Source organism: Bacillus cabrialesii (assembly GCF_004124315.2).
In the GTDB taxonomy this organism is placed as follows: Bacteria; Bacillota; Bacilli; order Bacillales; family Bacillaceae; genus Bacillus; species Bacillus cabrialesii.
On the sequence record NZ_CP096889.1, the window covers coordinates 4,085,928 to 4,105,409 of the forward strand.

The following is a 19,482-nucleotide window of genomic DNA, read 5'->3' on the forward strand; positions in this document are numbered from 1 at the left end:
CTCCTCATCGCTTCTTTCTCATTTTTTCTTTTAAGATCGGGATCAATTTCTCTTTCGCTAATGGCAGCCCTTTCCTCACTAATTCACGCTTCAGCCACTTTTTCAGCTTAGACATCCTGACGCTCCTCTCCCTTTTTGATAAAAATGAAAAAACTCCACCGATTTGGTGAAGTTTTCGAAGCAAAAAGACCTTCACCAAATCAGATTTGGCAAAGGTCTCGCTAACAATTAGATTGCCAGCAAAGCCGAGGACATCTTGTCCCGTAATGACGACTTTACTGTGAAAGCTACTCCCCTTTGGAGTGTTCATTTTTATTACTTTCATTCTAAATCACTGTGCTTTTCCAGTCAAATTCCTGCTTCCGTTTACGCAAAAGCATGCTGTGGTATGTAAAATTTGAATGGTATATCCATCAGGAGATCATGCTATGACAGAGGAGGTTTTCATCATGAGTCAAGAGCGCGTGAAACGGCCCGGACATACCAGATGGTACATATCTTCGTTACTCAGCGGCATTATCATTCTTAATTATTTTGACCGGGTTGCCATTTCTGTAGCGGCCCCTGCGATACAAGATTCGTTTCATCTTACAGCAACTGAACTCGGCATCGTGTTTTCCATATACACCTACTCCTATACACTGATGCAGCTGCCTGTCGGGAGTTTGCTGGACCGGTTTGGCGTGGCGTGGGTCACGAGGATTGGAATGACAATATGGAGCTTTTTAACGATCCTTCTTGCTTTTTTGCAAGGAAAATTGCTGTTGTATCTGTTTCGATTTCTCATCGGACTGACGAGCGCCTCTGCGTTCCCTGCCGCCTCCAAGGCAACCGCTCTATGGTTTCCTCCAAGTGAGCGGGGATTGGCAAACTCACTGTTCGACTCAGCCGCCAAGTTTTCAAACGTGCTCGGCGCGCCATTGGTCGCCTTTCTTGTCACCACATTTGACTGGCGTGTCGCTTTTTTGACGATTGGTTGCATCAATGTGCTGTTTACGATCTTTTTCTGGCAGTATTATGAACAGCCTGAACGCCACAAACGCATTTCCAAAAGCGAACTAAACTATATTCAAAAACATAATACGATCACAACAGAGCAAATTCCTTACAAAACGGGCCCGCTTTTAAAAGCGCTTTTCACCAACCGCAAAGTATGGGGCTTAATGATCGGATTCACAGGGTATGGCTATACTTTCAACCTGCTGCTGACCTGGCTTCCGACATTCTTTAAACATACATACGGTTTGGATCTCATGTCGTCCGGTTTATTTACAGCCGTGCCGTGGCTGATCTCAACCATTTCCGGAATTGCGGTCGGCGGCTGGCTCGTCGATTACTTTATTAAGAAAGGCTATTCTAACACCAAGGTGTACCGAACCGTGATCATTGTCGGAATGAGCTTCGGCTTTTTCTTTTTAGGCTCCATTCTGACGAACAATATCACCGTCGCGATTATCTGTATTTCAATCGGCCTCGCCGGTATTTCCGCAACGGCTCCAGTCGGCTGGTCCATCTCCGCTGAGCTCGCGCCGATCGGTTCCGTATCCATGCTGAGCTCTATGGTGAACCTCGCAAACAACCTGTTCGGAGGCATTATTGCCGCATCACTGACAGGGTATTTGTTTGATGTGACAGGCTCCTTTACGCTCAGCTTTCTGGTAGCCGGTTTTGTGCTGTTGCTCGGATTGATTTTTTACGTGTTTGTATTGGGGGAAGTGAAACGGATTAAGCTGGAATAAAGAGTGCTTGCTGCAAGCACTCTTTTTCTGCATAGAAAGGATACTTACGATAGGTCCCTCCCAAAAATCGAAACAGTCTGGCGGTCAAACATCAATCTCCGCCCGTTCCATTTCAAGACGGTTTGGACATATCCGAGTGAGTCAGCATTATACCTTCCGGCGATCCGCTGATACGCCACAAGTTCGTATGTGCCGTCTCTGTCAAAATCAACCGGATATAATCCAGACAAGGGATTCACCCAACCTTCTATCGGCATTTTTAACACACCTTGGCTGGTATAAATCTCATTCAAATATTCCCTGCCCTTGTAAGTAAGATCAAGGATATACGTTTCATTCTGGTGATGGCTGATGACATTTGCTTTATATTGATTGAGATAACTCACACTGTACTTAAATTCATCATTAAACACATCCGAATGAAAAATCTGCCGGAACCGCCGATTTAGATAGGCAAAAATATACGCATATATAGTGCCTCCGCTTCCCCCGGTATCTATCACCACTGCCACATCATCAATCTTATCACCTGTCATATCCCCAAGAAAAAGAGACGGATTGTAGCCCATATTGTTCTGAAGCTGGATTCGCTGTTCCTGATGGGTTCTGCCGTCACGGATCACCAATGTAATATCTCTCCATAAAGGGCTTCCAGGCATTTGGGTGCCAGTAAGAAAGACTTCGTCAATAACGCCATCTCCCGTTATATCCCCGCGGGCAGATGTAATGATTGCGCGGGAGGAAATGGGCTGCCGAAATACGTATGGATGTTGAACAAGTCCTCCGTTCCCGCCAGCATAAAACCAATAAGGAGCCATTCTGATGTCATACAGATTCAATGAAGTCACCTTCCCTCATCAACTGAATGAATCATTATATGCAGGAATGACACACCGAAGACATATCTGAACGCTAAACACCAATCAAATCCGTACCATATGAATTATCGATTGCACAAAGCCACTCGTCCTGCGCGTTTTTCTTAAACACATAAGTCGCCCTTCTTTCCATCGCATATTCGGAGTCTGTTTTATCCGAATCAAGCAGTGTTTGAGAAAGGACGAGTACAGTGTCACCTGCTTCTAACATGACCATTTCCCCTTGTGTCGGGACAATATGATGATCAAAATAGTTCGCGATCGCGATAAACGCCTTTTTGATTTCTTCTTTGCCTCGCGCGATCATGCCGGGCTTTACAACTAAAATGGCATCTTCCGTGTAGTAATTCATCAATGTATCAAAATCTTCATTTCTGATTGCCAAATCACACGCAGAGATGATGTCTTTTATTTGCTGTTCCAAAGGATTCCCTCCCAATCATCGTGATTGGATATATTATACATTATTCACCATCTGAAACCCTAAAAATAAAATGAAAAGTACCTCTATTTCATATATAATCAAATAGATATATTTAACAAAGTTCCCAATTGAAGGGGTGAACGATATTGTCTGCGGAATTAACGTTACATGACAATACGCACCATGGATTAAGCGCGGATTGCCAGCACTGTTTTGGCTTGTGCTGTGTCGCCTTGCCTTATGCGAAATCAGCGGATTTTGCTTTTGATAAAGACGGAGGCACGCCTTGCCGCAACTTACAATCAAACTATCAATGCTCTATACATAAAAACCTTCGGGAAAAAGGATTTCGAGGCTGTTCTGCTTATGAATGCTTTGGCGCCGGCCAGAAGGTATCCCAAATCACTTATGAGGGAATGGATTGGCGAAACAACCCGGAAACTGCAAATGAGATGTTTGACGTTTTTCCTATCATGCAGCAGCTGCACGAAATGCTCTGGTATTTACATGAAGCTCTTTCTTTAGAGGCAGCCAAGCCAATTCATCGTGAGCTGCGAACCTGTTTCGAAAAGACAGACAAGCTCACCAGGCTCAGCAAAGAAAGCCTGCTGACACTGCAGGTGCACGAGCATCGAACTGAGGTCAATGAATGGCTGTTAAAAACGAGTGAGCTGGTGCGTGCCCAAGCACGCAATCCAAAACTTCCGAAAAAAATCAGCCGGGGAAGTATCCTGATCGGCGCGAAACTGAAAGGGCTCGATCTGCGAGGGGCAAACCTAAGAGGGGCGCTGCTCATAGCTGCCGATCTGAGAAACGCTGATCTGAGAATGACGGACTTTATCGGTGCGGACCTAAGAGACGCTGATCTCAGAGGCGCCGACCTGACCGGAAGCATTTTTCTGACGCAGGCACAGGTGAATGCCGCAAACGGCGATTCGAACACAAAGCTGCCGCAGTCTTTACAAACCCCTGCCCACTGGAAGTAAAAAAAAGAACCCGCCTGCGGTCCTTTTTTGCTGCCAACATTTATTTATAGGTTCCAACTAAAATCGGACTGCGTCATATTTCTCCGATCTGTTTCACAGCCCGACGGTCACCTATGAGGAATTAACCTACTAAAAAGGCTATGAACATAACCTTTTTAGTACAATCATTTCCTATTTATTTTTGACTTTAAGGGCCTTAATGACTTCTTTTGTTGCCTCAGCAATGAGCTTGTCGTTATAATCAGCATCTTTTTTATCACGACTTGAAAGTACGGCAAGAACAATAGGATCTCCTTTTGGCGGCCAAATAATCGCAATGTCATTTCGCGTACCATATGATCCTGCTCCAGTCTTATCAGCCACTTCCCAACCTTTCGGCACTCCGGCACGAATTAAAGCATCTCCTGTAGTATTTCTCTTCATCCAATCTATCAAAAGCTCACGTTTCTCAGTTGGGAGTGCATCTCCGAGTGTAAAAGCTTGGAGACTGGTAGCAAGTGCTTTTGCTGTACTCGTATCATGAGTTTCACCTGGATTCACTTCATTTAAATCTGGCTCAAATCGCTCAGGGTTGGTTACATTATCACCCATTTCCTCCAGTGCCTTTTTAAACCCAGCCGGTCCACCCAGTTGTTTCAGGATAAGGTTTCCAGCTGTATTGTCACTGTATCGAAGAGAAGCATCGGCAAGCTCCTTCAGGGTCATCCCCGTATCAACATGCTTTTCTGTGATCGGATTATAATTGACAAGATCCCCACGTGTATAGGTAATTCTTTGATTCAGCTCTTCTATTGACTTCTGTTGTAAAAGTGCTCCTACAGCTAGAGCCTTATGAGTGGATGCATAAGCAAAACGCTCATCTGGATGATAGGTTACTGTTTGATTTGTACCAGTATCCAGCGCAAAGACACCAAGTTTAACATCATATTCTTCTTCAAGCTTGGAAAAATTATGGTTGCTGGAAGTTTCTTTTTTGGGCGGTTTAGTTGATTCAGCATCGACGTTATTGTTTGAACAGCCTACAAGCGTTGCACATGAAAGAAATAGGACAGGTAGCATTTTTCTGAATACTGAAGTACGAAAAATGTTGCTTAACGATTTCATTAAAACTCAACCTCTTTCTAAAAAATATAGTATGTGTTTCTTTCTAAAGGAATCATTTTGTCCTTTTTTCCATATAAAAATGCACCCCAAGATACATACATAGATTACTTAGAAATTTTATCTATGTCTATCTTAAAGGGCGCACATCAAGCAATCTGGAAGGGCATTGAGAAGTTATATATACATGAAATAGCTTTACTATTAACCAGCAGACGTTCCTCCATCGATTGTCTACGCAGGCCCCGTTACAAAAGAGGCTTCGTCAGAGAGAAGCCAGAAAAAAATGACCTCCTCAAAGAAGCTCATTTTTTCGTTTTTGGGGAAAACTGTTTTTTTTGGCTTAATGGCGATATACCCCCTTGGAAGAAAGGGATACAAATGATTGCCTTAACCAAAAAGAAAATCAATACGTATCAGGACAATTTACATCAGTCATAACGCTTTATCGGACATTTTCACACTTCTAGCCAAGTATCCCGACAGCCATAACGCAACCAGCAGCATGAAGATGATCATGCCAACGACACCCAGCCAGTGAAAAGCAGACCAGAATAGCCCGCCGACCGTTCCGCAAACACTTGAACCGGCGTAATAAAAGAACAAATACAACGATGACGCCTGCGCTTTGTTGTGCAAGGCTCTTCTGCCCACCCAGCTGCTGGCGACTGAATGCCCGCCGAAGAAGCCGAATGTAAAGAGCGCAATCCCCAGAATTTTCACTGCTAACACACTGTTTACCGTTAATAAAGCACCTGCGATGACGATGAAGATATTCATCATTAAGATTTTCGGGTAGCCATATTGATCAACCATTCTACCAATGAAAGACGAGCTGAAAATCCCTACAATCATCACAATAAAAATCCAGCTGGCAAACGCTTTATTAAACGAATACGGCGGTCCCAACAGCACATACGCAATGTAGTTAAACAATGCCACATTGCTTCCGAGCAGCAAAAAACCAATCAGGAACAAGCTTAATAGTTTTCGGTCCTTCAAGTGGCTGATAAGAGACAAGCCCAATTGTCCGAACTCCAATTTTCTCGGCGTAAAATGCCTGGATGGAGGCAAATTCATAAAAAATATTATACTTGCGATCAAACTAATCACACCAATTGACCCCATCGCTACATGCCAAGTAAAGTATTCGCTCAGGAGACCTGACACGATCCTTCCAAAAACGGCGCCGATCGCGTTTCCGCTGATATACAGCCCCATCGCTGATCCAAGGCTTCCGGGTTCAATTTCTTCTCCGAGATAAGCCATCGCAATCGAAGGAAGGCCGGCGAGCGCAATCCCTTGAATGGTTCTCAATACGAGCAGCGTATGAAAATTGGGGCTGAAAGCCGACGCCAGACAAAGAACAGATGCGGCCAGCATTGATATAGCCATAATCGGCTTGCGCCCCCACACCTCGGACAATGAGCCAAAGACAAGCATACTCACAGCTAACAGCATTGTGGTAACAGATAAAGAAAGACTCGCCGCCGTAGGCGTTACATGAAAGTCCCGCGTGAATTCCTCCATAAGCGGCTGTACGCAATAAAGAATCGCAAATGTATTAAAACCCGCGGCAAAGAAAGCAAACGTAATTTTACGAAAAACCGGTGTTCCTTTTTGAATATATGTCATCGGGACTTCATCGGCCCCTCCGCATGATGTTGAGCACTCCAATTCATAAACAACCATCCTTTATTTTCTACGAATTCAAACATTCTCGAGTCTGTTTATACATTTATCTTAGCACCGTTAATATATGTTGTATAATGCATATAAAATATCCTTTTCATGCTTATATGTAATAGAGGAGGGATGATGATTGGAATGGGAACAGCTTGAATATTTTCAAACACTGGCCCGGATGCAGCACGTGACAAAAGCGGCAAAAAGCCTCTCCATCACACAGCCCGCGCTTTCACGCTCTATCGCCAGGCTGGAAAACCACTTAGGCGTCCCGCTATTCGACAGGCAGGGACGATCCATTACTTTAAATAAATACGGTCACATCTTTTTACGGCGGGTTCAAGCGATGATGAAGGAGTACACCGAAGGAAAAGAGGAAATCCAAGCCTTATTAAAGCCAGACCAAGGTGAGGTGTCTCTCGGTTTTTTACATACATTAGGGACAACGCTTGTGCCCGATCTCATCGGCTCCTTCCAGCAAGAATATTCCAACATTTCCTTTCAGCTGAAGCAAAACCATTCTTATTGGCTGCTCGAACAATTAAAGTCCGGAGATCTGGACCTCTGTCTCCTCGCTTCAATCAAGCCGGAAAAAACAATCCAATGGATCCAGCTGTGGAGTGAAGAACTATTTGTATTTGTTCCAAACGATCACCCGTTAGCCCATCGTGAAAGCATTACCCTGAATGAAATTGCCGGGGAGCGTTTTATTTTATTGAAAAAGGGCTACGCGCTTCGAATGACGGTCGATGAGCTGTTTGAAAAAGCCGATATACAGCCGAACATTATGTTTGAAGGGGAAGAAGCCGCCACTGCGGCAGGTTTTGTGGCGGCCGGACTGGGCATATCCATTCTGCCCGACCTGAAAGGCTTAGACCAAAGCAAAATCACAAAAATCCCTGTCAGCTGGCCGGAATGTCAGCGTGTCATCGGCATCGCCTGGATAAAAGGCAGAATTTTATCACCGGTTGCTGAGACCTTTAAAGAGTATGTCATCAGCCATTTTGCTGAGTAAGGAGGAGTTACATCATGAATGTGAAGAGAATAACGTCAGAACATGATTTACATACAGCGTTTGAAATCAGAAAAGCAGTATTTGTTGAGGAACAAGGCTGTCCCGTTTCCGATGAATTCGATGAGTTCGATACACTCCGCGGAGATTGCCGGCACATTTTGGTTTATCACGAGAATGAACCCGTTGGCACAGCCCGTGTCCGTATCGTTGATCACGTGGGCAAACTGGAAAGAATCTGCATTTTGAAGCCCTATCGCAAATTCGGGCTGGGCAAAGTGATCGTCGATGTGTTAGAACGCATTGTGAAAGAACAAGGCATTTCAGCCTTCAAACTGTACGGCCAGACACAGGCGGCAGGCTTTTATGAAAAACTCGGCTATCAGACAGCATCTGATGAATTTATGCTGGACGGCATCCCCCATGTGCTAATGACAAAACAAGATGGCCGATAAATTGTTCACAAATTTGTCACTTATGAGCGTTAGTACTTCATTGGTATACTAATCACCGATTATTGAGAGAAGGAATGATTGTATGCCAGCAAATAAAAAAGAAGGCCTGATCTTTGGCGTGATGATGTGTTTTGGAATGGTCTGCGTCATGTCGATTTACAATGCCTGCATCAACGGAGCCATTCATGATGTTTCACTGGTGACCGTTTTTGAAATGGTCATCGGTTTTATTATCGCACTGCTGTTAGATTTACTGTTAGTAGGCCCACTTGCCAAAAAGATTGCTTTCAGCTTGCCGTTCGACAAGTCAAAAAAAGTATTAGTGATCCTTGCCATATCGACGTGTATGGTGATCGGCATGGTGCTTTGTATGTCTGTGTTCGGTTTAGTGACAGCAGCTTTATCAAATGGGCTAAATGGGGACAGCGTCTTCAACGCTTATCTGATGATTGTATTGAAAAATTTCATCTTAGCTTATCCATTGCAATTACTGATTATGGGACCGCTTGTCAGAGGGATTTTTATGAAATTTGTAAAACCAAAGCTCACAGCTGCTATTTAAATAGAAAAGGAGTGAGCGTTACACTCACTCCTTTTCCCCACAAATTGAATGTAACACAAGCTCCGCAAAAGCCTCGGCTGCAGGCAGCTGCCATTTTTTCTTTTTCAGTAACATATGAGAGTAAAGCGGATCAAAGGTTTCAGCATGATGGAGCATTTTCAGCTTGCCCGCCTCCACTTCTTCTTTCACTGTGATATAAGGCAAAACAGAAAACCCAAGCCCGCTCATGACCGTTTGTTTGATCGCTTCGATACTCCACAGCTCCATTGTTTGAAAGCTGCGGATATCATGCTTCACAAGATATGTTTCAAACATGGTCCGATAACTGCAGCCCTCTTCATTTGTGATAAAGAATCGGCTGCTGTTTTCTTGTTTGCAATCATCAAAATGATCCGGCCCATCCATACTGCCCACAAGGACAATCTTCTCCTCGGTTAACGTGTAATGAACGCATTTCTCGATATGAATTTCCGGATAGACCATTAACGCGATATCCACCCGTCCGCTTAATAAATCCACCTGATTTTGTCCGCATGTGCCGTTGCTTAAGATAATTTTGACATGAGGATATTTCTGTGAAAATTCTCTTATGATCGGTCCGAGTCTGGAAATGGTTAACGACTCAGGGGCAGCCACTTTCAATACACCCTTAACTTCGTGAACGCTTTGCATATTTTTGATCTGCTCGTACGTTGACAGTAAATCCTCGGCTAAAGGGATCAATTCTCTGCCCAAAGCAGTAAGCCTTACACTCCGTTTCTCATACGTGAATAATGCCCCGCCGATCTCCTGCTCAAGCGCTTGAACGTGAGTGGTGATCGTGGATTGCGTATAACCTAGCTTCGCCGCGGCTCCAGTATAACTCCCCTGCTCTACGATGGCCTGAAACGTGATAAGATGTCTGATCTCCATTCGATTGCTCCTTTTATGATCTATCGAAAAAAATGATATTGCTTTTTTATATTTCAATTTTATTTATACATATCATTATCATACAATAAAAACTGCTCCGTACGACATTAGTAAATGAAGGTGATTTGATGAGTCTAATAGCTTTTCTTTCGTATGTGCTTTTGACATCCATTACACCCGGCCCAAGCAACATCTTAATGATGAATGAAGCGCGGCGGTTTGGCTTTATAGGGTCATGGCGTTTTAATAGCGGAATTTTGGCAGGTTTTGCAGTTCTGGGGATTCTAAGCGGTGTATTTACGATAGGACTATACAAATGGATTCCGGTTGCGGAGCCATACTTCAAAATAGCGGGTGCAGTCTATCTGCTTTATTTGGCATGGCAGGTCGGTTTGTCCCAAAAAGCAAAAAAAGAATCTGAAGATGTGCATTCTTCTTTTCTATCAGGTTTTATTTTTCAAATGATCAACTTCAAAAGCATTTTGTTCTTCTTAACATTGATGAGTGCTTTTATCCTTCCATTCCAGCATTCCATGACATCGATTATTTTTTATCTCACATTAGCCATAATTCTCGGCTGGATGGCGCTGTTGTTATGGTCAGGATTTGGCTCTGTATTCAAAAAACTCTTTGAGAAACACGATAAGGCATTTCGCATCATCATGTGTTTGCTGCTTGTTTATTCTGCTGTCAGTATTTATCTCTAGCACGTTATAAAAAGACGTTTGGCGCAAGCAGAAAATCAAACTTTCATGTGGGCCGGTCAGGAATTCAAACCTAAAGATACACATCAAGAAAACGAACGTCAAGGTCGAGGATAGCCCAATAAAAAGAACCGGTGCACTCGGCCCGATTCTTTCTGTTTAAGAGACACTGATTGAGATATCTGTGTATCTTTTAATTCATCTTTCTAGACATACCAATATTCTTTGGTATGTTTTTTCTTACTTCCATTAATCTCTGTACTTTAACACATAGTTTTTATACAACTCTTCGTTATAAAGAATTTCTTCGCCATGTGACGAGCAAATGAGCGTTGGCTTGATTTCATCTATGATCGCACCGCTATCGATGTTCTCATTTATATCAACACTAAATCTTCTGATAGGCGGGTGTAAATCCTCCTCACTTGTGATAAAAAGATCTCCTGTTAATAGAGTACGATCTGTTTGATGATGATACACAACATGCCCGGGAGAATGCCCTGGTGTTAAATAGTATTGCAGAGGCAAGTGAGCAAGCGTTTGCTCCGTCAGCGGCTGGACAATATGGGCTACCCCTGTGTTCTCCACTTCATTTTTGTTCGGATAAGGCGTTTCCCCATTGATATATATAAGTTCTTTCTGGTGGGCATAAATTGGAATATCAAATCTCTCTAACCATTTTGACGCACCTCCGATATGATCGCTGTGGCCATGGGTAAGCAAAATGGCTTTTGGATTGCCGATCGCTAACGCTGCCCTAATTTGAACATCAACAAAACGTTCTATCCCTGTATCAACAATATAAACATCATCGCCATCTTTAATAAACCAAGTATGAACCGGGATATGAATAGGTTCATCAAGCTCAAATTCACATTGAAAGACATGTTCTGATAGCTGTCTCAAGTTCATCAAAACCACTCCCTTTGGAAATTTCTTGATATCATTACTGTAATGCAAATCAATTAAATATGTAACTACGCACATTTTTGTAACTTGCATTGTGAGGTGATCGAACTGGGAGATTGGTCCTTTGCTGACTCATATTTGGTTTTGTAGATACTGAAGGGCAATACCCCTTTACTAAGGTGTTTTTTTTAAAAGGTTAAATTTTGTCCATTAATAATCCCTTTTGTTCCCCTTCTTCACATACTCCCAATCACGTTCTACATTTTTCCTCACTCTGTGAACGAGTTGAAATATAGTTTCCTTTTCCTCAGGTGTAAAGCCGGACAAAGCCACTTCCATGGAATGTTCTCCTTCTCTTCTTAACAATGGATACACCTTTTTCCCTTTCTCGGTCGGGAACAGTTTTTTTATTTTTTTATTTTGCTCATCCGGCTGTTTTTGAATAAATCCCTGCATTTCTAGTTTCTTTATAGCCCGCGCGGCTGTTGTTCGGTCGACTTTGATCATTTCTGCCAATTTTTCTTGAATAATCCCCGGATTTTCGTATATACGTACAAGATAAAGATACTGCCCTCTTGTTAAGTCCAAATCTTTAAATTCAATATTGCTTATGGAATCCAACGCTCTTGCTATCATGCCGATCTCTCGCAAAATGTCATTCATTCCTAAAACCCCTCACGTATTTTTTGTTGCAATTACAACAAAATTGTTTTAACCTTACTATTATAAGACCATATGCATGCGGCGCAGTCCAGACTAATATCAGAAAAGGATTGATCCATTATGAATATAAAAAGAATAACAACTGAAACTGATTTACATGTTGCTAAGGATATTAGAAAAACGGTATTTATTGAAGAACAGCAAGTGCCTGAATCCGATGAGTTCGACCAATTCGATACGCTCAATGAACAATGCCAGCATGTCTTGGTATACCATGAAAATCTTCCTGTCGGCACAGGCCGTGTGCGCATCGTTGATCAGACAGGTAAGTTGGAAAGAATCTGCATCCTTAAACCTTACCGTAAGTACGGCTTGGGCAAAGTTATTATAAGCAGGTTAGAAAACATCATGAAAGAAAAAGGCATTTCCGCATTTAAGCTGCATGGGCAAACACAGGCAGCAGGCTTTTATAAAAAACTGGGCTACCAGATTACCTCACAGGAATTTATGGAAGACGGCATCCCGCACGTCTTGATGACAAAAGAATGATCGCTAATAAAATGAAATATATGTATTATGGATTAGGTATCCTCGTACTAAGTTTAGGCATTACTTTAACGATACAATCAGGGCTGGGGACATCCCCCTTCGATGCCCTTTTGGTTGGCCTTTCAGAAGAAGTCGGCCTTACAGTAGGAAGCTGGGAGGTCCTTATTTCTGTGATCCTCTTACTCTGTAACTCTATATTAACGAGAAAAAAACCTATTCTGCTAGGCTTGATTACTGCATTCATCACTGGGATTGGCATTGACCTATGGTTGTTTGTTGTAAAAAGCACGATTGATCCGAGCATGTGGTTTAGCAAACTGGCTTGTTTCGGAATTGGTTTGGTGCTCATCGGTCTTGGAACAGCGATCTATCTTCAGACGACATTTGCATCAACACCTATCGATCATTTAACACTCATTATCCGTGATCTCTCCAAAAGAACAATCTTATTTTCAAGAACATTGGTCTATGCTCTTTTCTTAGTATTAGCTATTATCTTTAATGGCCCTATCGGTATCGGAACCCTTTTAACAGTTTGTTTAGGAGGTATGATCCTTCACTTTTTAATGCCTTTTGTTGAACGGTGTTTTTAAACATATCAATTAATTGTGTGGGATTGCTAATAAAAAGAAGAACACTTCCCAGCCAATACAATAAATCGCGAAAACAAGACGGTTCTCGTCAGCGTCGGCTTTTCGACTAGCCCATTAATGCCCCAGGATAATCAACTGTGGAATAACATAAGCCATTTTAAATCGTAATACCATTTGTTCAAATAATACAGTTACCTTTTATGTCATTCATTTTCTAAAACCTGTAATCCGTACCCATGCGGTAGCAGGTTTTTTTATTTGCTTGACTTAGAGTTAACTCTAAATTGTAAACTAACTTTAATTAAATGAGAGGGATGATGTTGTTGTATTCCATTAGTAAAGCTGCTGAGAAGACTAGTATTAGTTCGTATACATTAAGATATTACGAAAAGATTGGGTTGCTTCCACCACCAAAACGAAAAAACAGCGGAAGGCGTTTTTATACGGAGACTGATATTCAGTTCATGTTATTCCTGAAAAGTTTAAAGGAAACAGGTATGTCTTTGGAGGATATTAATGAGTTTGTCAAAGACGGATGCATTTTGGAAAAAATCAGTTCGGATGTTAAATCGGCACAACTCTCCCCATCTATAAATAAACGTATTGAGATTTTAACCAAGCACTTAGAGAAAATGGAAATTAAAAAAAGGGAGCTGGAAGAAGTGATTTCTACTACAAAAGGAAAACTGGATACATATTATTCAATTTTGAAAGAGGAAGTGGAAAACAAATGAAACATTTAAATATATACCTGATGTTACTTGGTTTCTCTATTTTCACGGGAGCTACTTTTAATCTTGCAAAATATACAGTTGGATATTTTTCTCCATCGTCTTCAGCGGCATGGCGTTTCGGTTTAGCGGCTGCAGTGATGCTTATCATTTTGATTTTTACTGAAGGTATAAACAAGAGTCAATTACGGAAAAACGCCGTTTCATACATTGTTCTTGGAATTATAGGAATCTTTGGATTTAATGCATTGTTTTTTGTTGGGTTGAAATATACATCTCCCGTTAACGGGGCATTAATAATGGGGCTGAATCCTTTATTAACAGCGATTCTCGCTCGAATGATCTTAAAGGACAAAATGACAAAAAAACAAGGGCTCGGTATATTCTTTGCTTTCATCGGTGTATTGTTAGTGATTACACAAGGTTCTATCGAAACCATTAAAACCTTATCAATTTCAGGCGGAGACTTAATCATCTTTTCAGGTAACGTTTGTTGGGCACTTTATGGTGTACTTGGACGCCGGTTTGTAAAGGATGGAACTCCGCTATCTACAACCACTTATACGATGGTTATCGGTGCTGTTAGTTTAATAGTAGTTTCCTTATTTACATCCAATCCTGTTTCTTTGCCGAACATCCCGATTGGAGTTTGGGGAGCAATTGCCTTTATGGCTTTCTTTACAAGTGTTTTGGGTTACCTATGGTGGAATCAGGGGATTAAGGAGATTGGGGCAAGTAAAACCTCTTTATTTTTCAACCTTGTTCCCGTCGTAACGATGATTATTTCATTTGCTGTTGGAACACCAATAAAGGTATTTCAAGTTATTGGGGCTGGGTTAGTTATATTAGGCGTTTTAACTGCTTCGGGGGTACTACGTATTCCTAAGTACAATACTAAAGAACAGTCAGCTGTATAAAATAACAGGGATTATTTTTGAGAAAACGTGTTAAGTTAAATATAAACTAATTATAGAAAGAAGGTGATCCCATGCCAAACAAAAGTAAACCCAATAGATTAATCGCTGAGAAGTCTCCTTATTTACTTCAACATGCTCACAACCCTGTGGACTGGTTCCCTTGGGGAGAAGAAGCATTTGAAAAAGCGAAACGCGAAAACAAGCCTGTTCTCGTATCTATTGGGTATAGCTAACGATGGCTAATCTAAAGAACATGCCATTGGTGCCATGTCATGGCCCACGAAAGCTTCGAAGACGAAGAAATCGCGCGTCTTCTCAATGAACGGTTTGTAGCCATTAAAGTCGACCGGGAAGAGCGGCCGGATGTGGATTCTGTTTATATGAGAATTTGCCAGCTGATGACCGGGCAGGGCGGCTGGCCGCTGAATGTGTTTATTACGCCTGACCAGAAGCCGTTTTATGCGGGTACATATTTTCCAAAGACAAGTAAATTCAATCGTCCCGGCTTTATTGATGTGCTTGAGCATCTGTCTGAGACATTTGCGAACGACCGCGAGCATGTTGAGGATATTGCGGAGAACGCCGCTAAACATTTGCAGAGCAAAACAGCGGCAAAATCAGGCGAAGGCCTTAGCGAGTCAGCGATTCACCGGACATTTCAGCAGCTTGCCAACGGGTTTGATACGATCTACGGCGGCTTCGGACAAGCGCCGAAATTTCCGATGCCTCATATGCTGATGTATTTGCTTCGTTATTACCACAATACAGGGCAGGAGAATGCTTTATACAACGTGACGAAAACACTGGACAGCATGGCGAATGGCGGCATTTACGATCACATCGGCTATGGGTTCGCCCGCTATTCAACCGATGACGAGTGGCTCGTTCCCCACTTTGAAAAAATGCTGTACGACAATGCGCTGCTGCTGACTGCTTATACAGAAGCCTATCAGGTCACGCAAAACAGCCGCTATAAAGAGATTTGTGAGCAGATCATTACGTTCGTTCAGCGGGAAATGACCCATGAAGACGGAAGCTTTTTCTCCGCTTTAGACGCGGACACAGAAGGAGAAGAAGGAAAGTACTACGTTTGGTCAAAAGAAGAGATTCTGAACACACTCGGAGACGATCTCGGAACGCTGTATGGCCAAGTGTATGACATCACTGAAAAAGGGAATTTTGAAGGCAAGAATATTCCGAATCTGATTCACACAAAGCGGGAACAACTCAAAGCTGATGCCGGCTTAACTGAAGAAGAGCTCCGCCTCAAGCTGGAGGAAGCAAGACAGCGGCTCTTGAAGACACGAGAAGAAAGAACCTATCCGCATGTCGATGATAAGGTGCTGACGTCATGGAACGCGCTGATGATCGCGGGTCTCGCCAAAGCGGCAAAGGTATACGAGGAACCGAAATATCTCAGCTTAGCAAAAGACGCTATCACATTTATTGAAAACCATTTAATCATCGATGGCCGTGTGATGGTCCGGTATCGAGACGGCGAAGTGAAAAACAAAGGCTTTATCGACGATTACGCTTTTCTCTTATGGGCTTATCTCGATCTCTATGAAGCTTCGTTTGATCTTTCTTATTTAGAAAAAGCGAAGAAGCTGACACACGATATGATCAGCTTATTTTGGGACGAGGAGCATGGCGGATTCTATTTCACCGGACACGATGCAGAAGCCTTAATCGTCCGGGAAAAAGAAGTATACGACGGCGCCGTGCCTTCCGGAAACAGCGTGGCAGCTGTGCAGCTTCTCCGTCTCGGACAGATTACAGGCAACCTATCACTGATCGAAAAAGCGGAAACGATGTTCTCCGTGTTCAAGCCGGACATCGACGCGTATCCAAGCGGCCATGCTTTCTTTATGCAAAGCGTGTTAAAGCATGTGATGCCTAAAAAGGAAATCGTTATTTTTGGCAGCGCAGACGATCCAGCCAGAAAACAAATCATAGCTGCGCTTCAAAAAGCCTTTAAGCCCAACGACTCCATTTTGGTGGCAGAGCATCCTGATCAATGCAAAGACATTGCGCCATTCGCGGCAGACTACCGCATCATAGACGGCAAAACAACCGTGTATATTTGCGAAAACTTCGCCTGCCAGCAGCCGACAACAAATATCGAAGAAGCCATCCAAACGTTAATAAGCAGCAGGGATTAAGACCCTTGCTGCTTACTTTGTGATTTCTTGTGGTACCATAAAGCAATTCCCGCAAAAACAAGATTGACCGCTATTGTAAACAAAGCCTCCCACATCGTGTTCCCCCGCGTAACCGTAAATAAAGAGGGAATCCCTCCATACACACTGTTTTTTTCTGTGATAAACATACACAAAAACATATTATTCGCGGCGTGGGCGCCAAGAGATATTTCAATACTGCCTGTTTTAATCGTGTAATACGTCCACACAAAACCAAATGTTAAATACTCAATTCCTGCCCAGACAGCGCCATTGTTCATTTCTGGATTAGCAAAATGCAATACGCCAAACAAGCCACCGACAATCAATGTCAAAATAAGAGGGTTTTTTGTCACTCTCCCGAAAGCTTGAAGCAAAAATCCTCTGAAAAACAGTTCTTCCGCCGATGTTTGAATCGGAACCAAAATGACGGCCGCCGCTAACAGCCATATAAACCGTGAAGCATCAACATCTTGCATTGAATAGCTGTCAGGGTGAATCGCAAAATCAATCAATTGTACGGCGATCATCAGCAGGAAATAAGCAATAAAGCCAAAGAAAATTCTCCGCCAATTGATCTTTGCATTCGGCGTAATGACCGTTCGAAAAGGCCGCTTTAGAATAAAGCGCACAGCCAGCCATACTCCCGGAATCGCAAATAAATAAATGACATGAGACAAATAAAGATCGACCAGAGGATCACTCAGTACAGCTTCATCCAAATCGAACGTGATATCGGGATTCACAATAACCGTAAACAGTATAGCGAAAAGGTAAGCAATATTCCCGAATACATATAAACCTACCATCACCAAAAAGGCGAAAAAATATCTCCACAACGTATTGTTTCCTTCTATAGGACGGATAAATGAATTCATTTCTTCTATGTCTCTTCCTTTCAATGAGAATATTACTATATATTTGCATAAATTGGTCTATGAATCTACTGTTTTGGAAATCTTTTAAGCGAAATGAAAATATAAAGTGTGAATTTAGTTCTTCCATCTAGTGATTTGAACTCTGTCGCCAATGAATCAAGATACTTATAATATTTCCAAGAGAGAAGTTTTCAGTCTTTTCTTACTACTCAATAGGGGGGTTTTATATGAATACAATCTTCAGACAGAAGCATACACATCCTTTCTCAAACGCAGCGAATCGTTTAGACCGCCTTCCGATTTCACGTGTCCACTTTCAAGTATTAACCGCTCTCGGCATTGTTTATTTCTTTGATCTCGCAGATTTATTTACCCTCAGCAATGTAGCGCCGGCGCTGATCGAGCATTGGGGCATCCCGCTTTCAACCATTGCCAACGTAACGGCGGCCTCGTTTCTAGGCATGTTTTTAGGCGCATCACTGGGTGGAAGGCTGTCGGATCGAATCGGCCGCAAAAAAGCTTTAAATCTATTTGTTTTTGTTTTCTCAATCGCATCGCTATGCAATGCCGCAGCATGGGACGTCTCGTCTTTAATGACATTCCGTTTTCTCACCGGATTTGGTGTCGCAGCGGCCATGGTCATTACCAATAGCTATCTGGCGGAATTTTTCCCTTCCAGTGTCCGCGGAAAATATATTTCCTTCTGTGCCATGATTGGATTGATCGGCGTTCCGATCACTAATATTGTGTCTGCCTTTGTCATTCCACTCGGTTCATGGGGATGGCGGCTTGTATTTGTATGGGGTGCCGTCGGTCTTATTTATTTTTTCTTCATCCGCCGTCTGGAAGAGTCCCCTCGCTGGCATGAAAATCGGGGTGAATATGCGAAAGCTGATGCGATCCTCAACCGAATTGAGGCGCAGGTTGAACAGGAGAAAGGCCCGCTTCCGGCACCGGCTCAGCCTAAAGCAAACAGTTCCGTTCAGCAGCATGCCGGTTACGCAGGGTTATTGAAAGGAAGAAACCTCAAAATCACCATCATTTTATCTGCTGTATGGATTTTTGAAACGTTTGGATTTTACGGATTTGCCTCCTGGGTTCCAAGCCTGCTAAAAAGCAATGGCTTCACTATGGAAAATACATTGTGGTATAACGTATTGCACTCCGTCGGGGCTCCGCTTGGCGCACTGCTTGGTTCAATGATTTCCGAAAGATTTCAAAGAAAATGGATTCTAGCTGCCAGCGCGTTTTTGACGGCCATCGCCGGCCTCTTATATGGCATGACTTTTATTCCAATCATGATCATTGTGTTTGGTTTTATCGTGAATATCACAGAACGGGTTTTCACCTCGAACTTATACGCCTATACATCTGAACCTTATCCGACTGAATACCGCTCGTCTGGCAGCGGTTTAGCCTATGGCCTCGGCCGCTTTTCAAATATTTTCGGATCATTGCTCGTCGGATTTATCGCCGTTCAGCTCGGCTATGTCAGCGTCTTTTTATTTATCGGGGGCTGCTGGCTCGCATGCTCCTTGCTGTTAATCTGCTTCGGCCCTAATACCAATGCGAAACAAATTTAAAAAAGTCAGTGCGGATCTGC

Annotated in this window: 20 protein-coding genes and 1 pseudogene; 12 read left to right on the top strand and 9 right to left on the bottom strand. The window is 42.8% G+C overall.

Annotated elements, in window-relative coordinates; translation table 11 throughout:
- Nucleotides 1-4 precede the first annotated feature (4 nt).
- Entirely contained in the window at nt 5-325 is a 321-nt protein-coding gene (locus tag EFK13_RS21185) for a hypothetical protein (protein ID WP_064815407.1), read from the bottom strand.
- 103 nt (nt 326-428) lie between these two features.
- On the opposite strand from EFK13_RS21185, the gene EFK13_RS20850 reads away from it, so the two are divergent.
- Nucleotides 429-1,739 carry an MFS transporter gene (locus EFK13_RS20850; protein WP_129507025.1) on the top strand — a complete coding sequence of 437 codons (1,311 nt, stop codon included), beginning with the start codon at nt 429-431 and terminating at the stop codon, nt 1,737-1,739.
- Nucleotides 1,740-1,783: 44 nt separating this feature from the next.
- On the opposite strand, the gene EFK13_RS20855 is transcribed toward EFK13_RS20850, so the two are convergent.
- Nucleotides 1,784-2,578 (bottom strand): YybI family spore inner coat protein, encoded by a 795-nt coding sequence (locus EFK13_RS20855; protein WP_129507024.1) that lies wholly within the window; start codon nt 2,576-2,578, stop codon nt 1,784-1,786.
- Between the two features lie 73 nt (nt 2,579-2,651).
- Nucleotides 2,652-3,041, bottom strand: coding sequence for a YybH family protein (locus EFK13_RS20860; RefSeq protein ID WP_129507023.1), 390 nt, complete (start codon nt 3,039-3,041; stop codon nt 2,652-2,654).
- Between the two features lie 146 nt (nt 3,042-3,187).
- Here EFK13_RS20860 and EFK13_RS20865 point away from each other — a divergent pair, with 146 nt between their 5' ends.
- A complete protein-coding gene (locus EFK13_RS20865; protein ID WP_129507022.1) occupies nt 3,188-4,027 on the top strand; it encodes a pentapeptide repeat-containing protein in 840 nt (279 codons plus the stop codon).
- 171 nt (nt 4,028-4,198) lie between these two features.
- On the opposite strand, the gene bla is transcribed toward EFK13_RS20865, so the two are convergent.
- On the bottom strand, nt 4,199-5,131 hold the full coding sequence (bla, locus tag EFK13_RS20870; RefSeq protein WP_129507021.1) for a class A beta-lactamase: 933 nt from the start codon (nt 5,129-5,131) through the stop codon (nt 4,199-4,201).
- Between the two features lie 432 nt (nt 5,132-5,563).
- Complete coding sequence (locus tag EFK13_RS20875) at nt 5,564-6,763, bottom strand: MFS transporter (RefSeq protein WP_129507020.1); 1,200 nt, start codon at nt 6,761-6,763, stop codon at nt 5,564-5,566.
- A 187-nt stretch (nt 6,764-6,950) separates the two neighbouring features.
- Between EFK13_RS20875 and EFK13_RS20880 the strand changes: the two genes are divergently transcribed.
- From EFK13_RS20880 to EFK13_RS20890, 3 genes are all read left to right on the top strand, one after another.
- Nucleotides 6,951-7,829, top strand: a complete 879-nt coding sequence (locus tag EFK13_RS20880) for a LysR family transcriptional regulator (protein ID WP_129507019.1) — start codon at nt 6,951-6,953, stop codon at nt 7,827-7,829.
- Nucleotides 7,830-7,843: 14 nt separating this feature from the next.
- Entirely contained in the window at nt 7,844-8,281 is a 438-nt protein-coding gene (locus tag EFK13_RS20885) for a GNAT family N-acetyltransferase (RefSeq protein WP_129507018.1), read from the top strand.
- An 82-nt stretch (nt 8,282-8,363) separates the two neighbouring features.
- Nucleotides 8,364-8,843, top strand: coding sequence for a DUF2798 domain-containing protein (locus EFK13_RS20890; RefSeq protein ID WP_129507017.1), 480 nt, complete (start codon nt 8,364-8,366; stop codon nt 8,841-8,843).
- A 24-nt stretch (nt 8,844-8,867) separates the two neighbouring features.
- Here EFK13_RS20890 and EFK13_RS20895 read toward each other — a convergent pair whose 3' ends face one another.
- A complete protein-coding gene (locus EFK13_RS20895) occupies nt 8,868-9,755 on the bottom strand; it encodes a LysR family transcriptional regulator (RefSeq protein ID WP_129507016.1) in 888 nt (295 codons plus the stop codon).
- Nucleotides 9,756-9,883: 128 nt separating this feature from the next.
- Between EFK13_RS20895 and EFK13_RS20900 the strand changes: the two genes are divergently transcribed.
- Nucleotides 9,884-10,462: a LysE family translocator gene (locus tag EFK13_RS20900; protein ID WP_129507015.1), complete on the top strand. Its 579-nt coding sequence runs from the start codon at nt 9,884-9,886 to the stop codon at nt 10,460-10,462.
- A gap of 246 nt (nt 10,463-10,708) precedes the next feature.
- Here the strand turns inward: EFK13_RS20900 and EFK13_RS20905 are convergent, their stop codons facing one another.
- Together EFK13_RS20905 and EFK13_RS20910 are read right to left on the bottom strand one after the other, a co-directional pair.
- Nucleotides 10,709-11,371 carry an MBL fold metallo-hydrolase gene (locus EFK13_RS20905; RefSeq protein ID WP_129507265.1) on the bottom strand — a complete coding sequence of 221 codons (663 nt, stop codon included), beginning with the start codon at nt 11,369-11,371 and terminating at the stop codon, nt 10,709-10,711.
- Between the two features lie 207 nt (nt 11,372-11,578).
- Nucleotides 11,579-12,031 carry a MarR family transcriptional regulator gene (locus tag EFK13_RS20910; protein ID WP_129507014.1) on the bottom strand — a complete coding sequence of 151 codons (453 nt, stop codon included), beginning with the start codon at nt 12,029-12,031 and terminating at the stop codon, nt 11,579-11,581.
- Between the two features lie 120 nt (nt 12,032-12,151).
- Here EFK13_RS20910 and EFK13_RS20915 point away from each other — a divergent pair, with 120 nt between their 5' ends.
- The 5 genes and pseudogenes from EFK13_RS20915 to EFK13_RS20935 all read left to right on the top strand — a co-directional run bounded on the left by EFK13_RS20915 (nt 12,152) and on the right by EFK13_RS20935 (nt 16,983).
- Nucleotides 12,152-12,580, top strand: coding sequence for a GNAT family N-acetyltransferase (locus EFK13_RS20915; RefSeq protein WP_129507013.1), 429 nt, complete (start codon nt 12,152-12,154; stop codon nt 12,578-12,580).
- 11 nt (nt 12,581-12,591) lie between these two features.
- Nucleotides 12,592-13,173, top strand: coding sequence for a YczE/YyaS/YitT family protein (locus EFK13_RS20920; protein ID WP_129507264.1), 582 nt, complete (start codon nt 12,592-12,594; stop codon nt 13,171-13,173).
- 317 nt (nt 13,174-13,490) lie between these two features.
- On the top strand, nt 13,491-13,907 hold the full coding sequence (locus EFK13_RS20925; protein ID WP_080474772.1) for a MerR family transcriptional regulator: 417 nt from the start codon (nt 13,491-13,493) through the stop codon (nt 13,905-13,907).
- A complete protein-coding gene (locus EFK13_RS20930; protein WP_129507012.1) occupies nt 13,904-14,821 on the top strand; it encodes a DMT family transporter in 918 nt (305 codons plus the stop codon). The genes EFK13_RS20925 and EFK13_RS20930 overlap by 4 nt, the downstream gene beginning before the upstream one ends.
- Nucleotides 14,822-14,892: 71 nt before the next feature.
- A pseudogene (locus tag EFK13_RS20935) lies at nt 14,893-16,983 on the top strand (thioredoxin domain-containing protein).
- Here the strand turns inward: EFK13_RS20935 and EFK13_RS20940 are convergent.
- A complete protein-coding gene (locus EFK13_RS20940; RefSeq protein ID WP_129507011.1) occupies nt 16,980-17,879 on the bottom strand; it encodes a CPBP family intramembrane glutamic endopeptidase in 900 nt (299 codons plus the stop codon). The pseudogene EFK13_RS20935 and the gene EFK13_RS20940 sit on opposite strands and share 4 nt — an antisense overlap.
- Nucleotides 17,880-18,106: 227 nt before the next feature.
- On the opposite strand from EFK13_RS20940, the gene EFK13_RS20945 reads away from it, so the two are divergent.
- Nucleotides 18,107-19,462 (top strand): MFS transporter, encoded by a 1,356-nt coding sequence (locus EFK13_RS20945; protein WP_129507010.1) that lies wholly within the window; start codon nt 18,107-18,109, stop codon nt 19,460-19,462.
- The last annotated feature ends 20 nt before the right edge of the window (nt 19,463-19,482 follow it).

What these genes read in the sequence shown, in the direction of transcription:
- EFK13_RS21185 (WP_064815407.1), bottom strand. Translation starts at nt 325, where the DNA reads ATGAAAGTAATAAAAATGAACACTCCAAAGGGGAGTAGCTTTCACAGT.
- EFK13_RS20900 (WP_129507015.1), top strand. Translation starts at nt 9,884, where the DNA reads ATGAGTCTAATAGCTTTTCTTTCGTATGTGCTTTTGACATCCATTACA.
- EFK13_RS20920 (WP_129507264.1), top strand. Translation starts at nt 12,592, where the DNA reads ATGAAATATATGTATTATGGATTAGGTATCCTCGTACTAAGTTTAGGC.
- EFK13_RS20890 (WP_129507017.1), top strand. Translation starts at nt 8,364, where the DNA reads ATGCCAGCAAATAAAAAAGAAGGCCTGATCTTTGGCGTGATGATGTGT.
- EFK13_RS20910 (WP_129507014.1), bottom strand. Translation starts at nt 12,031, where the DNA reads ATGAATGACATTTTGCGAGAGATCGGCATGATAGCAAGAGCGTTGGAT.
- EFK13_RS20915 (WP_129507013.1), top strand. Translation starts at nt 12,152, where the DNA reads ATGAATATAAAAAGAATAACAACTGAAACTGATTTACATGTTGCTAAG.
- EFK13_RS20925 (WP_080474772.1), top strand. Translation starts at nt 13,491, where the DNA reads ATGTTGTTGTATTCCATTAGTAAAGCTGCTGAGAAGACTAGTATTAGT.
- bla (WP_129507021.1), bottom strand. Translation starts at nt 5,131, where the DNA reads ATGAAATCGTTAAGCAACATTTTTCGTACTTCAGTATTCAGAAAAATG.
- EFK13_RS20905 (WP_129507265.1), bottom strand. Translation starts at nt 11,371, where the DNA reads ATGAACTTGAGACAGCTATCAGAACATGTCTTTCAATGTGAATTTGAG.
- EFK13_RS20895 (WP_129507016.1), bottom strand. Translation starts at nt 9,755, where the DNA reads ATGGAGATCAGACATCTTATCACGTTTCAGGCCATCGTAGAGCAGGGG.
- EFK13_RS20945 (WP_129507010.1), top strand. Translation starts at nt 18,107, where the DNA reads ATGAATACAATCTTCAGACAGAAGCATACACATCCTTTCTCAAACGCA.
- EFK13_RS20940 (WP_129507011.1), bottom strand. Translation starts at nt 17,879, where the DNA reads ATGAATTCATTTATCCGTCCTATAGAAGGAAACAATACGTTGTGGAGA.
- EFK13_RS20850 (WP_129507025.1), top strand. Translation starts at nt 429, where the DNA reads ATGACAGAGGAGGTTTTCATCATGAGTCAAGAGCGCGTGAAACGGCCC.
- EFK13_RS20885 (WP_129507018.1), top strand. Translation starts at nt 7,844, where the DNA reads ATGAATGTGAAGAGAATAACGTCAGAACATGATTTACATACAGCGTTT.
- EFK13_RS20875 (WP_129507020.1), bottom strand. Translation starts at nt 6,763, where the DNA reads ATGACATATATTCAAAAAGGAACACCGGTTTTTCGTAAAATTACGTTT.
- EFK13_RS20930 (WP_129507012.1), top strand. Translation starts at nt 13,904, where the DNA reads ATGAAACATTTAAATATATACCTGATGTTACTTGGTTTCTCTATTTTC.